Consider the following 13,550-nt stretch of genomic DNA (forward strand, 5'->3'; position numbering starts at 1 on the left):
CGATGTCGACAGCCGCATCACTTCACCAGAGCCGCAAGCGCAGGAATGGCGTGATGATGACGCTCTGTGTCATCGCCGCCGGTATCGGCCTGGCCTGGCTTGCGCTGATCCTCGGCGCACTGGTCTACAAGGGCGCAGCCGGCCTGTCCTTTGACGTGTTCACGCAGATGACGCCACCGCCCGGCGACGCCGGCGGCCTGCTCAACGCCATTTACGGCAGCGTGGTGATGACGATCATCGCCGTCATCGTCGGCACGCCAATTGGCGTGCTCGCCGGTACCTACATGGCCGAGTACGGCCGCTTCTCGAAGCTCACCACCGTGGTGCGCTTCATAAACGACATCCTCTTGTCGGCCCCGTCGATCATCATCGGCCTGTTCGTCTACGAACTGATGGTGCGGCCGATGGGACATTTCTCGGCGATCGCCGGCGCCGTCGCGCTCGCCATCCTGGTGATCCCGGTGGTGGTGCGCACCACCGAGGACATGCTCAACCTGGTGCCGAACGCCCTGCGTGAAGCCGGCACCGCGATCGGCGCGCCGCGCTGGGTGGTCATCAAGTCGGTCGCCTATCGCGCCGCGCTGTCCGGTATCGTCACCGGCATATTGCTGTCGATCGCCCGCATCTCCGGCGAGACGGCGCCACTGCTCTTTACAGCGCTCAACAACCAGTTCTGGTCGAGCAATCTCAACGCGCCGATGGCCAGCCTGCCTGTCACCATCTTCCAGTTCGCTCTCAGCCCCTATGAGGAATGGCAGCAACTGGCCTGGACCGGCGCACTCATCATCACATTGACGGTTCTCGCGCTCAGCATCTTCGCGCGCAGCCTGACCGGACGCAGAGAGGACAAATGAGCCAGATGTTGTCGCCAGACATGACGATCGCCGCCGAGGCAGCGACCAAGGCCAAGATCGAGGTCAAGAACCTCAACTTCTACTACGGCCAGAGCAAGGCGCTGAAGGACATCACGCTGTCGTTGCCGGAGCGCAGCGTCACCGCCTTCATCGGACCGTCGGGCTGCGGGAAGTCGACGCTGCTGCGCGTCTTCAACCGCATCTACGAGCTCTATCCCAAGCAGACCGCCGAGGGCCAGGTGCTGCTCGACGGCCAGAACATTCTTGACCGTTCGCAGGATCTCAATCTGCTGCGCACCAAGATAGGCATGGTGTTCCAGAAGCCGACGCCGTTCCCGATGTCGATCTATGAGAACATCGCTTTCGGCGTCAGGCTCTATGAGAAGATCAGCAAGGCCGAGATGGATGGCCGCGTCGAACAGGCGTTGAAGCGTGCCGCTCTTTGGAACGAGGTCAAGGACAAGCTGAACGCCAGCGGCCTCAGCCTCTCCGGCGGCCAGCAACAGCGGCTCTGCATCGCCCGCACCGTGGCGGTGAAGCCGGAAGTCATCCTGCTCGACGAGCCGGCTTCGGCGCTCGACCCATTGTCGACGGCCAAGATCGAGGAGCTGATCGACGAATTGCAAGCCGACTACACGATCGTCATCGTCACCCACAACATGCAGCAGGCGGCGCGCGTATCGAAGCAGACGGCCTTCATGTATCTGGGCGAACTGGTCGAGTTCGACCGCACCGAGAAGATCTTCACGTCGCCCCGCGAGAAGCGCACGCAGGACTACATTACCGGCCGCTTCGGCTGAGCTCAGGCATACGAGGGACAGAATCATGAGCGAACACACAGTCGCTGCTTTCGACGAGGATCTCGGACAGATCAGCAGGCTCATCAGCGACATGGGCGATCTCGCCGGTTCGATGGTCGGCGGCGCGACCAAGGCATTGCTGAATTCCGACAACGCACTGGCCCAGCGCGTCGTGTCCGATGACGCCATCATGGACGCGCGCCAGCGCGAGCTCGACGACCGCGCCATCACCCTGATCGCCAAGCGCCAGCCGATGGCCGACGACCTGCGCCATGTCGTCGGCTCGATCCGCATGGCCGGCGATCTCGAACGCATCGGCGACCTTGCCAAGAACATCGCCAAGCGCGTCGGCACCGTCGGCCTCAGCGTCACCCCGCGCGACCTGTCGCATTCGATCGACGGCATGGCGCAACTGGTGCTGATCCAGGTGCAGGGCGTCATCGAGGAGTATGCGGCGCGTGATGCCGCCGCGCTGGCAAAGCTGCGGGCCGACGACGAACGCATCGACGTCAAATACACTTCGGTGTTCCGCGAACTCCTGACCTATATGATGGAAGACCCGCGCAACATCACCGCGTGCACGCATCTTCTGTTCTGCGCCAAGAATCTCGAACGCATCGGCGACCACGTGACCAACATCGCCGAGAATGCGTATTATGTCCTGACCGGCACGCAACTGCCCGCCAATCGCCCGAAGCAGGACGAGACGGCGATGTCCGCACCGGCTGCATGACAGGGGTGACCAAGCGATGATCGCGCCACGCATCATGGTGGTGGAGGATGAGGAGCCGCTGGGGGTGCTGCTCCGTTACAATCTCGAATCCGAAGGCTACCAAGTCGAGGTGGTGACGCGCGGCGACGAAGCCGAGATTCGCCTGCAGGAGAACGTACCCGACCTCCTCGTACTCGACTGGATGGTGCCGGCGGTGTCGGGCATCGAACTCTGCCGCAGGTTGCGGATGCGCTCGGAAACCGAACGGCTGCCGATCATCATGCTGACCGCGCGGGGCGAAGAGAGCGACCGCGTGCGCGGCCTTTCCACCGGCGCCGACGATTATCTGGTCAAGCCGTTCTCGACGCCCGAATTCATGGCCCGCGTGAAGGCCCTGCTGCGCCGTGCCAAGCCGGAAGTCCTGTCCAGCGTGCTCAAGGTCGGCGACATCGTTCTCGATCGTGAATCGCACCGGGTCTATCGCAAGAAGAGCGAAATCAGGCTCGGTCCGACCGAATTCCGCCTGCTCGAATTCATGATGCGCCACCCCGGCCGGGTGTTCTCGCGCAGCCAACTGCTCGACAATGTCTGGGGCGAGACGATCTATATCGACGAGCGCACGGTGGACGTGCATGTCGGGCGCCTGCGCAAGGCAGTCAACAATGGCCGCATGCCCGATGTCATCCGCACGATACGCGGAGCCGGCTACGCGATCCGGGAAGACTGATGACTACCGTACCTACGCGACGTTCTTGCCGATAGCGCCGGACTTCGCCTGCGCGCCCGGCGCGAAAATCTCCTGGTCGACGAAGGTCAGCGCGCGCATGGCGCAGCCTTCGCGGATCAAAGGCAGTTCGTTCGGTTCGGTATCGAAGGAGATCGATTTCGAGTGCTGGCCGCCGGCGGTCTGTGCGATCGCCTCGCGCAATGCCGGCTCGATCAGGTCGAAGGCGGCGGCGCTGACGCCGACCATGGCGACCGGGGCCGGGTCGATGAGTGCGAACAGGCTGCCGAGGCCAAAGCCGAGCGCTTCGCCGGCCTTGCGATAGGCCGCGCGCTCCGGGCCGTCCTTTTCGCGCGCCACGGCCGCCAGAGTCCGCATGTCCGCGTCGCTGACGTCTATCGGCTCGGCGTCCTCGCCCATCTGTCTTGCATTGCGCCAGATGGCGTAATTGCCGGCATAGGCCTCGACACAGCCGCGCCGTCCGCAGCGACAGAGCGCGCCGTAAGGCCGGTGGATCATGTGGCCGAACTCTCCGCCCGAAGAATGCGTGCCGGTAAACAACTCGCCCTTCAGCACCAGGCCCATGCCGATGCCGTGCGACAGCAGGATGGCGATGAAATCGTCACGGTAACGCTCCGGATCGCGCCAGCGCAACGCAATCGCCATCATGTTGCAGTCGTTCTCCATGGTGGCGGCAATGCCGAATTCGCGCTCCAGTATGTCGGCGAAGGCGATGTTGGTCTCTGGCGTGATCGGCGACCATAGCATGGCGCGGGCATGGGAATCGGTGATGCCCTGGATCGCCAGCGCGATACGGGCGACGCTGCGGACGTCGAGGTCGGGGTCCTCGAGCCGGCGCCGGACGATGGCAACGCATTCGCCGATCAGCTCGTCACGCGGCATGGTCAGCGTGTCCAGCCGGCGTTGCTCCTCGGCTATCACCTGTCCGGCATAGTCGATGACGGCGACCGAGAGAAAATTGAGCGACAGCACAACGGTCATGACCGCCGCCGCTTCCGGATTGAGGCCAAGACCGACCTGAGGCCGGCCCCGCTTCAGCGATCCGGCCTCGCTCGGCTTGGTTTCCGCCAGTATGCCTTCGCCGATCAGATCGGATGAAATCGTCGATATGGTCGAATGGCTAAGTCCGGTGGTCGCCGCGATCTCGGTGCGCGAGGGCTGTCCGGTCCGGCGTACGGCCGCAATCACCATCGCCCGGTTGCGCCGGCGTAGATCGTCGTGACGGATTCCGACCGACATGCTCTTTCACATCCTCCCTGCCGCAGCAGCCTTTTCGTGATGTCGAAGGCCATCAGCGACGCCTGAGGCGCATCGCGCCGCAGGTTGTTTTAAACCAAATTCTGGCAGAAGCCCGCGATCCTGTCATTATTTATTCGGAGCTCGAAAAAAATTCACGTGGACATCAAAATCCATCAGAATCGATGTTGACAGCGTTCCGGTGTTGCATCAGTGTTTTTTCGAGGCTCGAAAAAATGGAGCCTCTGTGCCGGCCTTCGGGTCAGTTTGGTCGCGCCATACGCGGCGCAGGGAGGATAACATGAAAAGATTCACAGCCGCCATCCTGGCGGGTGTCGCCATGTCGCTGACGCTCGTGTCGGTCGCGCAGGCGAAGGGCAAGGTCATCGGCGTTTCCTGGTCGAACTTCCAGGAAGAGCGCTGGAAGACCGATGAGGCCGCGATGAAGAAGGCGATCGAGGCCGCCGGCGACAAGTATATTTCCGCTGACGCGCAGTCCAACCCGGGCAAGCAGCTGACCGACGTCGAAAGCCTGATCTCGCAGGGCGCCAACGCGCTGATCATCCTGGCGCAGGATGCCTCGGCCATCGGACCGGCCGTGCAGAAGGCACTCGACGAAGGCATTCCGGTGGTCGGCTATGACCGCCTGATCGAGAACAAGGACGTGTTCTACCTCACCTTCGACAACAAGGAAGTGGGTCGCATGCAGGCTCGCGAAGTGTTCAAGGTGAAGCCCGAGGGCAACTACGTGTTCATCAAGGGCTCGGGTGCTGATCCGAACGCCGACTTCCTGTTCTCGGGGTCGATGGAAGTGCTCAAGGCAGCGATCGACAGCGGCAAGATCAAGAACGTCGGCGAGGCCTATACCGATGGCTGGCTGCCGGCCAACGCGCAGAAGAACATGGAGCAGTTCCTGACCGCCAACGACAACAAGGTCGATGCGGTGGTGGCGGCCAATGACGGTACGGCCGGCGGCGTCGTCGCGGCGCTGACCGCGCAAGGTTTGGCCGGCACCGTGCCGGTGTCGGGCCAGGACGGCGACCATGCCGCGCTGAACCGCATCGCACTGGGCACGCAGACCGTGTCGGTGTGGAAAGATGCCCGCGAGCTCGGCAAGAATGCCGCCGAGATCGCCTCGCAGCTGGCCGACGGCAAGAAGATGACCGACATCGCCGGCGAGAAGGACTTCACCACGCCAGGCGGCAACACCGTCAAGTCGTTGTTCCTGACCCCGGTCGCCATCACCAAGGCCAACCTCAACGTCGTCATCGACGCCGGCTGGATCAAGAAGGACGAGGTTTGCGCCGGCGTGGCCGCGGGCAGCGTCCCCGCCTGCAACTAAGAAGCCGTCCAACCCTGCTCGATCACGACGCCGCGGCCCCAAAGAGCCGCGGCGTTTTCTCAAAAAGATTTGTGTTTCCGCCTTGGGCGGGTAGCTTCTAGGCTGGTTTCGGCATCCGCGTCAGACGGCAAGCCGTTGGGAGGAAATCATGACCGACACAACGTCCACCCCGCAGGCCGATACCGCGCGGGCGTCCGAGCTCGGCGCGGTTGCCCGTTTCCTGAAGGCGACCGAGATCGACACCCGCATGCTGGGCATGGTCGGCGCGCTGCTGGTCATCTGGATCGGCCTGCACGTGATTTCCAGCGTACGCCTCGGAGTCAATCCACTCGATTTCGACAGCCGTACCTTCCTGACGCCGCGCAATCTCTGGAACCTGTCTGTGCAGACATCCGCGGTCGCCATCATGGCCTGCGGCATGGTGCTGGTCATCGTCATGCGCAACATCGATCTCTCCGTCGGCTCCGTCGAAGGCGTGATCGGCATGGTGATGGGTTTCGCGCAAGTGCATTTCCTGGTGCGGTTCGTCGGGCTTGAGCTCGGCAATCCGTGGATATGGGTCCTGGCGCTGCTGATTGGCCTGGCGCTCGGCCTGCTGATCGGCGCCTTCCAGGGTTTCATCATCGCCTATCTCGAAGTGCCGGCCTTCATCGTGACGCTGGGTGGCCTGCTGATCTGGCGCGGCGCCGCCTGGTGGGTGACAAGCGGCCAGACCGTGGCACCGATGGATGCCACCTTCCAATTGATGGGCGGCGGGCCGGCGGGATCGATCGGCGCGACATGGAGCTGGGTCGTCGGCATCGTCGCCTGTATTGCCGTGGTGTTCGCGCTGTTCAATGGACGGGTGCAACGCAAGCGTTTCCGTTTTCCGTTGCGTCCAATCTGGGCCGAGACACTGCTTGGAGCCGTCACCTGCGCGCTCATCCTGGGTGCGGTCTGGCTCGCCAACTCCTATCCATGGCCGATCGGCATCGTGAACCGGTACGCGGCGGCCCACAACATCACCGTGCCCGAGGGGGGCCTGTTCATCGCTCACGGCATCGCCATTCCGGTGCTGATGGCGATCGCGGTCGGCCTTGTCATGACCTTCATCACCAACCGCACGCGCTTCGGACGTTATGTGTTCGCCATCGGCGGCAATCCGGAAGCGGCCAATCTCGCCGGCATCAACACGCGCTGGATCACCATGAAGGTGTTCATGATCATGGGCGTGCTGGCCACCATCGCCGCGGCGATCTCGTCGGCGCGGCAGAATTCGTCCACCAACGTGCTTGGGACGCTGGACGAGTTGCTGGTCATCGCCGCCGCCGTCATCGGCGGCACGTCGCTCGCCGGCGGCTCGGGAACGATCATCGGCGCGATGCTCGGTGCGTTGCTGATGCAATCGCTGCAGTCAGGCATGGTGCTGCTTGGCGTCGACTCGCCGCTGCAGAGCATCGTGGTCGGGGCCGTGCTGGTGATCGCCGTCTGGCTCGATACCGTTTACCGCAAGCGCGTCTGAGCATGATCCGGTTTTCGGACGAGATCAGCTCAAGCAGGAACTATTAGGGGAGGCATCGCCATGATTGAGAAGACTGCTCCTGCAGCCACCGCGCTGGTCGACATGCGAAACATCTCGATCGCGTTCGGCGGTATCCGCGCCGTCGATGATGCGTCGATCGATCTTTTCCCTGGTGAGGTCGTGGCGCTGCTAGGCCATAACGGCGCCGGCAAGTCGACGCTGATCAAGATCCTGTCCGGGGCCTACAAGCGCGATGCCGGCCAGATCTTCGTCAATGGCCAGGAGGCTTCGATCTCCAACCCGCGCGATGCCAAGAACTATGGCATCGAGACGATCTACCAGACACTGGCGCTGGCCGACAATGTCGATGCCGCCGCCAATCTCTTCCTCGGCCGCGAAATCATGACAGCCTATGGCACGCTCGACGACGTCGCCATGGAAGCGGAGGCACGCAAGGTGATGGGCCGGCTCAATCCGCGCTTCCAGCGTTTCAAGGAGCCGGTGATCAAGCTGTCAGGCGGCCAGCGGCAGTCTGTGGCGATCGCGCGCGCCATCCTGTTCAACGCGCGCATCCTGATCATGGATGAGCCGACCGCGGCGCTCGGGCCCCAGGAAACGGCCCAGGTCGGCGAACTGGTCAAGCAGCTCAAGTCCGACGGCATCGGCATCTTCCTGATCAGTCACGACATCCACGACGTGTTCGAACTTGCCGACCGCGTCTGCGTCATGAAGAACGGACAGGTGGTGGGCACCGCACGCACCACCGATGTGACCCAGGACGAGGTGCTCGGCATGATCATCCTTGGCAAATGTCCACCCGGCGCCATTCCCGGGCCCGGCGCGTTGAAAATCGCCGCCTGATCCGGCTCGGCAAGCTCGGCTGTCGTCACCTGTCGGCGGCCGGCCATTTGCCAATCATGTGATATGCCAGTGATGGCGATGGGTTGGCCCCGGCATTGTCTTGATGCGGCGACTTGCCCATAAAGGTGGCAACCGTTCACGGGCCGCATCATCCATTGAAGAAATTCTTTCCGATCGTTGCCTTCATCGCCGTCGCACTGATCAGCCTGACGATGGCGGGTTTCGCCTACTTCGCCACTCAGGAAGCGGCGCGCATCAAGTTCGAGGCGGCGGCCGATGATGCGCTCAACCGGATCGAAAGCCGCATCGACCTGCATCTCGCCCTGCTGAGGTCCACCCAGGCGCTGTTCGACGCTCGCAATGGCGATATTTCGCAGAACGAATTCGCAGCTTTCTTCAAGGCGCTCGATGTCGAAAACAATTTCGCCGGCCTGCGCGGTATCGGCTTTCTGCGGTTGGTGAAGAGCGGCGATGAGGTCGCCGTTGAACGCGACATCCTGCATGACCAGGGCGTGGCGCACATGGTATACCCGGATACCGCGCTGCCTTGGCGCGCGCCCATTGTCCTGTTCGAGCCGCTGGATCCGGCCAACCAGTCGGCAATCGGCTACGACATGTTCACCGAACCTGTGCGGCGTGAGGCGATCGAAAAGGCGATGGCCGATGATCAGCATCACGCCAGCGGCCTCGCGCAACTCGGCCAGGGTACGGGCGCCACTCAGACTTTCACCGGTTTTTTCGTCTTCGTACGGCTCAACGTCGAAACCGCTCCGGACGTCATCAACGCGTCCAGGTCCTCGACGGCGGGTTTTCTCTACGCTGCCTTTCGCGCCGAAGATCTTTTCCAGGTCGCGCTCAGCCGGGTACCGTTGTTGCCGGTGAACGCCGAAATCTATGATGGTGCGGTGAAAGCCGACAACCTGCTGTTCCGGTCGGAAACGCCGCCTGTCTCGTTGTTGGCGGACAGGCTGCTGGTGACCCGCAAGATCATGGTCGCGGGCCGGCCATGGACCATCCTGTTCAGACCAACAAACGCCTTCGCTCAGCCTTCCTCGCGCGCCATTCCCGTGATGCTGGGCCTGCTGGGGCTGTTGCTTGCGGGCGCCATTGCCTTGGTGGCGCGCTATCAGGAGCGGGCCTATGACGCGGTGTCGCTACTGCACGAAACGACCGAAAAGAGCCTTCTGGAAAAGGACCTGATGCTGCAGGAGATGAAGCATCGCATCAAGAACTCGATCACGCGCGTGCTGGCCATCGCGCGCCAGACGGCCTCGCGCGCCACCGACGTCAACGAATTCTCGTCGTCCTTCTCAGCCCGGCTGCAGGCAATGGCCGCCTCGCAGGACATGCTGACGCGTTCACGCTGGCAGAAGGCCGATCTTGGCGATCTCCTGCGCATCGAGCTTGGCCAGGTGTTCGGCAAGGAGCTTCCCGACGGGCTTCTGACGGGACCCGAGGTGCTTCTCGACGAGACAACGACGCAGGCGCTCGGGCTGACCTTTCACGAACTGGCGACGAATGCGCTGAAATATGGCGAAGCCGGCAGTTCAGTAGGCGCGCTCAAGATCGACTGGTCGCTTGAAGGACGCGGTCGCGACAGGATGCTGGCACTGAATTGGCGAGAATCCGGGCAGAAAAAGCTGGAGCCACCGACCAAGACCGGTTTTGGCACCAAGCTTATCGACCTCAACGTGACGCGTGAGCTGCGCGGCACGATCAGGCGCGATTTTCATGCCAATGGTCTGAACGTGGAAATAAGGGTTCCTCTGACGGCTTAACCGCCAGACAGGCATGACCTTGTCCATGCAGCCACTATCCCAAAACCTCCGCGGGCTTCCGGGCGACATACAATGGGGTGTGCACACATCAAACGGAAATCCGGAAGCCGACGAACCGGCTTCCGGATTCAAATCTCGATTATCGCTGAACTAGTTGCAGCGGGCCGTGTACCTGATGGGGTGACCGTAACGATCATGACCACGATACACGCAACGGCCATTGCGCAGATTGCGCACCAGCAGGCCGGAACCCGCACCGACAGCCGCACCGATAAGCGCGCCCTTGCCGCCGCCGACCAGGCCACCGATGCCGGCGCCGATCAAGCCGCCGCCAACCACGTCCTGCTCGGTGGTGGTGCAGCCGCTCAGCGCAGCCACCGCAGCCACGGCAATAATCATCTTCCGCATAGAGTCACTCCTCACTTTGTGTCGTCACTTAAATAAGCTCCGACCGCCATTTATCATGAAACAACAGTCTTTGCCCGCTCGATTTCATTGTTGGCTAAGATACTCTTTCGCGGAGCGTCCTCCATTGGATGCCACCAGCAGGTTAGAAATCTCCAGGGAAGCATCAAGGGTTCCGTCCGGACGCACGTTCCAGGCGATCTTGTTGTAGTCATCTTCCAGCGCCGGATCGACCTGGAGGCATTTCGCAACGATATGCTCGGCCTGTCCCTGAACATCTCCCAGAGCGAACGGCCTTTCAGCTGTACACGCCGCGGCAGTCTCGAAAACGCTCACCGGAACCGACAATTCCCGGCAGTCGGTCATGGCGTTCGAACATCCTATGACGAGCAGCAAGGCGGCTATGTGTTCCATGGCGACGAGTCCTCTCGCCACAATAACGACTCAAAACCGCCAAAGTTCCTGCCATTGCCGGCTTGTCAACAAATAATTGGAAGCGAGTTATACCGTATTGCCGCAGGAGCTCGCCCGGTTGTGTCCAGGCGGTCAGGACAGCTGGAAGGCCGCCAACAGCAGGATTGCGATGATCAATGCGAATGCCGCGAGGCGCAGGGCGAGGCGAGAAGTTCGTGGCGAAGGTAAGGCCGGCGACTCCGGCTCCTGGAACCCACCCATTGAGACACGGGCGGCCTGTTCCAGCCTGTTCATGTCGGCGACCGTTGTCAAAATCATTCCCCCTTATCGCGCTGCGAACCAAACCGGGAACGTCGAGACGACCGGTACGTTCCAGCGATGTCTGGGAAATTCAGTATCGGCCGTTATGGTGAATAGCCGGTTAAGGTTCGCGTGACTCTGGTCAGTCGGTCTCGAAGTTGCCGGGAGGAACGACGAGGCGATATTCGAGGCGACCAGCCGCGATTTCGAGTGTCGCGGTGCCGTTCAGCGATGCCGGCACGACCCGCTCGAGGGCAACGCTGCCAAAGCGCTTCTCGCTGCGTTGATTGTCGTTGGCTCCAATCGCCTCGGCCCACGTCAACGAGAGAGCCACCTCGCCGGTGCCGGCGGCCAAGAGATCGGCGGTCACTTCGACAAAGCCGCCCGGCCGCGACAATGCTCCATAGCTGACCGAATTGACCGCGAGTTCATGCATGGCCAAGCCGATGTGCAAGGCCGCATTGGGATTGAGATAAGGATTGACGCCCTGGAAACGCAGGCTGCGCGCGGGATCGGCTCCGTAGCGGCCGACCTGGCCGGACACGAGTTCGCGAAGGGCCGCTCCGCGCCAGTTGGAGGACGTCACCAGGTCCTGGGACGAGGCCAGCGACTGCAGCCGGCCGCGAAAGCGCGTCAGGAAATCGCCGATGCTGTCGGAGTAACGGCCGGTCTGGGTGGCGATGCTTTGAATGATGGCCAGCAGATTCTTCGATCTATGGCTGACTTCGCGCAACAGCGTCTTTAGGGTCTGTTCGCGGCGCTTCTGCTCGGTCGTTTCGACCATTGTCGTGACAACGCCCTGCACGGTGCCGCCATCGCCATGATCGGCGTCTATCCACACCTGGAACCATCGAACGCCGTCTTCGGCCGGAACGCTGAGCTCGAGACGCTCCGGTTTTCCGGACGCCATGACGTTGCGCTTGGCCGTGTCGATGCGGTCTGCCTGGGCCAGGGGCAGGATGCCGTTGCTGTCGGCGCCGTCAGCCCAGGGCGCGCGCATGTTGCGCGCCCAAACTGTCTTCAAGTCGCGATCCTGGTAGAGCACGGAAATGCCGGCATTGTGGAGCGCATGCAGAAGCGCCCTGCCGAGCTGCATTCCACTTTCGGCGGGATGCAAGGCGATGATCTCATCGCCCTGGGTGCCCTCTTGAATGTCTCCCGCCTTGGAACGCATCGGTCAATATGTCCACCCAGTTCAACTGAACGGCTCACGGAGAAATGGGTTCCCAAGGAAGTCGGTTCCTGATCCTCAAAGCGGTCCGCCGAGCGGTGCCCTGTGAAGGATACCGCCCGGCGGTAGCTGGAAACCGTTTGAGGGGTGCGGCTTCCAGTGTTCGCTTGATGGCTGCTGGGCCTCAGGCGCGCTTGAACAAGCCTGCGAGAAGCGAAATGACCAGGAAGGCAAGAAATATGAAGAACAGGATTTGCGCTATTCCAGCCGACGTCCCCGCGATGCCGCCGAACCCGAGCGCACCGGCGATGATCGCCACGACAAGAAAAACAAGCGCCCAGTAGAGCATGATCCATCTCCTTCAAATGGTGTGATAAAAACGTGGTTCGCCGCCGTTTGTTCCACCATTGGCCGAAAAAGACGAGCCCGATGCGTGGGAAAATTCTTGGCGGCACCCCCCTCCGATCATGAAGAAGGCCGCCCGGTGCGGAGCACCGAGCGGCCATTCATGCATTCCATGGCGGCAAGCTTATGCCGCCGCCTTCGCCTGCCGGTCGAAGAACAGTGCCTGGCTGATCAGAGCCTTGACCATATCCGGGTTGAATGGCTTGGTGACCAGGAACGCCGGTTCAGGCCGCTCGCCGGTCAGCAGGCGTTCGGGAAAGGCGGTGATGAAGATCACCGGCACGGAGGTGGATGAAAGGATCTCGTTGACGGCCTCGATGCCCGAGCTGCCATCGGCGAGCTGGATGTCGGCCAGCACCATCTTTGGCCTGGTCTTACCGAACAGCGTCACCGCTTCGGCATGGGTGCGCGCCGTTCCGACGACGCGATGGCCAAGACTTTCGACCATCTCCTCGATGTCCATCGCGATCAGTGGCTCGTCCTCGATGATCAGCACATCGGTCGCCACCTGGCGGGAGATCTCGTTGCTCGCCTGGGCCAGAAGCTCAGAGAACTCGGCGTCGCCGACATCGAGAATCTCCGCCGCCTCGTCTTCGGTGAAGCCTTCGACCGCGACCAGAAGGAAGGCCTGGCGAGGGCGAGGGGCGATGGCATTCAGGTTGGCCGCCGCGCGCTGCTCCCAGGCCGACTGGGCATGTTCTTGCGGGACACGGATGGCGACGGAGGTGAAGAGCTTGGCGAATATCTTGTAGAGGGCGATGCGGTCGTTCGACGCTTCCGGAAAGATGTCGACATCGGCGATGAGGGCCTCAAGCATCGCGGCGACCAGCGCGTCGCCACTCTCCTGCGATCCTGAAACAGCCCGCGAGAAGCGGCGAAGGAACGGCAGGTGCGGAGCGATGGTTGCGGATAAACTCATGATGGACGTCTCCCTCAGATGACGTGGTTGCCTAGATTGCAGGTCAAGCTGATTGCAAGCCCCGAGACAACAAACGCAGCGTTTCCGAAAAAGTTCCGGCCCCTCGT

General features: G+C 62.2%; 14 protein-coding genes. 8 read left to right on the forward strand and 6 right to left on the reverse strand.

The features are described 5' to 3' along the window. The first annotated feature begins 2 nt into the window (after positions 1 to 2). From pstA to phoB, 4 genes are read left to right on the forward strand one after another with little or no spacing between them, the layout of a single operon-like run. Positions 3 to 854, forward strand: a complete 852-nt coding sequence (pstA, locus tag ACO07C_RS20445; RefSeq protein WP_421915965.1) for a phosphate ABC transporter permease PstA — start codon at positions 3 to 5, stop codon at positions 852 to 854. After that, complete coding sequence (pstB, locus tag ACO07C_RS20450; protein ID WP_421915966.1) at positions 851 to 1,654, forward strand: phosphate ABC transporter ATP-binding protein PstB; 804 nt, start codon at positions 851 to 853, stop codon at positions 1,652 to 1,654. The genes pstA and pstB overlap by 4 nt, the downstream gene beginning before the upstream one ends. A 25-nt stretch (positions 1,655 to 1,679) precedes the next feature. Beyond that, entirely contained in the window at positions 1,680 to 2,387 is a 708-nt protein-coding gene (phoU, locus tag ACO07C_RS20455; protein ID WP_421915967.1) for a phosphate signaling complex protein PhoU, read from the forward strand. 16 nt (positions 2,388 to 2,403) lie between these two features. Next, complete coding sequence (gene phoB, locus ACO07C_RS20460) at positions 2,404 to 3,093, forward strand: phosphate regulon transcriptional regulator PhoB (RefSeq protein WP_140509737.1); 690 nt, start codon at positions 2,404 to 2,406, stop codon at positions 3,091 to 3,093. A gap of 12 nt (positions 3,094 to 3,105) precedes the next feature. Here phoB and ACO07C_RS20465 read toward each other — a convergent pair whose 3' ends face one another. Next, positions 3,106 to 4,350, reverse strand: coding sequence for an ROK family protein (locus tag ACO07C_RS20465; protein WP_421915968.1), 1,245 nt, complete (start codon positions 4,348 to 4,350; stop codon positions 3,106 to 3,108). A 298-nt stretch (positions 4,351 to 4,648) separates the two neighbouring features. Between ACO07C_RS20465 and xylF the strand changes: the two genes are divergently transcribed. From xylF to ACO07C_RS20485, 4 genes are all read left to right on the forward strand, one after another. After that, entirely contained in the window at positions 4,649 to 5,689 is a 1,041-nt protein-coding gene (xylF, locus tag ACO07C_RS20470) for a D-xylose ABC transporter substrate-binding protein (RefSeq protein WP_421915969.1), read from the forward strand. Between the two features lie 148 nt (positions 5,690 to 5,837). Then, positions 5,838 to 7,190, forward strand: coding sequence for a sugar ABC transporter permease (locus tag ACO07C_RS20475; protein WP_421915970.1), 1,353 nt, complete (start codon positions 5,838 to 5,840; stop codon positions 7,188 to 7,190). A gap of 60 nt (positions 7,191 to 7,250) precedes the next feature. Beyond that, positions 7,251 to 8,051, forward strand: coding sequence for an ATP-binding cassette domain-containing protein (locus ACO07C_RS20480; RefSeq protein WP_421915971.1), 801 nt, complete (start codon positions 7,251 to 7,253; stop codon positions 8,049 to 8,051). A 155-nt stretch (positions 8,052 to 8,206) separates the two neighbouring features. After that, complete coding sequence (locus ACO07C_RS20485) at positions 8,207 to 9,829, forward strand: CHASE domain-containing protein (RefSeq protein ID WP_421915972.1); 1,623 nt, start codon at positions 8,207 to 8,209, stop codon at positions 9,827 to 9,829. A gap of 150 nt (positions 9,830 to 9,979) precedes the next feature. On the opposite strand, the gene ACO07C_RS20490 is transcribed toward ACO07C_RS20485, so the two are convergent. From ACO07C_RS20490 to ACO07C_RS20510, 5 genes are all read right to left on the reverse strand, one after another. After that, entirely contained in the window at positions 9,980 to 10,237 is a 258-nt protein-coding gene (locus ACO07C_RS20490) for a hypothetical protein (protein WP_421915973.1), read from the reverse strand. An 84-nt stretch (positions 10,238 to 10,321) separates the two neighbouring features. Then, positions 10,322 to 10,648: a hypothetical protein gene (locus ACO07C_RS20495; RefSeq protein WP_421915974.1), complete on the reverse strand. Its 327-nt coding sequence runs from the start codon at positions 10,646 to 10,648 to the stop codon at positions 10,322 to 10,324. 442 nt (positions 10,649 to 11,090) lie between these two features. Beyond that, positions 11,091 to 12,122, reverse strand: a complete 1,032-nt coding sequence (locus ACO07C_RS20500; RefSeq protein ID WP_421915975.1) for a sensor histidine kinase — start codon at positions 12,120 to 12,122, stop codon at positions 11,091 to 11,093. A gap of 181 nt (positions 12,123 to 12,303) precedes the next feature. After that, on the reverse strand, positions 12,304 to 12,468 hold the full coding sequence (locus ACO07C_RS20505) for a DUF1328 domain-containing protein (protein WP_027031438.1): 165 nt from the start codon (positions 12,466 to 12,468) through the stop codon (positions 12,304 to 12,306). A gap of 180 nt (positions 12,469 to 12,648) precedes the next feature. Then, positions 12,649 to 13,443, reverse strand: a complete 795-nt coding sequence (locus tag ACO07C_RS20510) for a response regulator (protein WP_421915976.1) — start codon at positions 13,441 to 13,443, stop codon at positions 12,649 to 12,651. Positions 13,444 to 13,550 lie beyond the last annotated feature (107 nt).

The sequence above is a fragment of the Mesorhizobium sp. genome (genome assembly GCF_965229135.1).
Lineage (GTDB): Bacteria > Pseudomonadota > Alphaproteobacteria > Rhizobiales > Rhizobiaceae > Mesorhizobium.

Bases quoted from the DNA above. Each gene is read 5' to 3' on its own strand.
- pstA (WP_421915965.1), top strand. From the start codon at position 3: ATGTCGACAGCCGCATCACTTCACCAGAGCCGCAAGCGCAGGAATGGC.
- pstB (WP_421915966.1), top strand. From the start codon at position 851: ATGAGCCAGATGTTGTCGCCAGACATGACGATCGCCGCCGAGGCAGCG.
- phoU (WP_421915967.1), top strand. From the start codon at position 1,680: ATGAGCGAACACACAGTCGCTGCTTTCGACGAGGATCTCGGACAGATC.
- phoB (WP_140509737.1), top strand. From the start codon at position 2,404: ATGATCGCGCCACGCATCATGGTGGTGGAGGATGAGGAGCCGCTGGGG.
- ACO07C_RS20465 (WP_421915968.1), bottom strand. From the start codon at position 4,350: ATGTCGGTCGGAATCCGTCACGACGATCTACGCCGGCGCAACCGGGCG.
- xylF (WP_421915969.1), top strand. From the start codon at position 4,649: ATGAAAAGATTCACAGCCGCCATCCTGGCGGGTGTCGCCATGTCGCTG.
- ACO07C_RS20475 (WP_421915970.1), top strand. From the start codon at position 5,838: ATGACCGACACAACGTCCACCCCGCAGGCCGATACCGCGCGGGCGTCC.
- ACO07C_RS20480 (WP_421915971.1), top strand. From the start codon at position 7,251: ATGATTGAGAAGACTGCTCCTGCAGCCACCGCGCTGGTCGACATGCGA.
- ACO07C_RS20490 (WP_421915973.1), bottom strand. From the start codon at position 10,237: ATGCGGAAGATGATTATTGCCGTGGCTGCGGTGGCTGCGCTGAGCGGC.
- ACO07C_RS20495 (WP_421915974.1), bottom strand. From the start codon at position 10,648: ATGGAACACATAGCCGCCTTGCTGCTCGTCATAGGATGTTCGAACGCC.
- ACO07C_RS20500 (WP_421915975.1), bottom strand. From the start codon at position 12,122: ATGCGTTCCAAGGCGGGAGACATTCAAGAGGGCACCCAGGGCGATGAG.
- ACO07C_RS20505 (WP_027031438.1), bottom strand. From the start codon at position 12,468: ATGCTCTACTGGGCGCTTGTTTTTCTTGTCGTGGCGATCATCGCCGGT.
- ACO07C_RS20510 (WP_421915976.1), bottom strand. From the start codon at position 13,443: ATGAGTTTATCCGCAACCATCGCTCCGCACCTGCCGTTCCTTCGCCGC.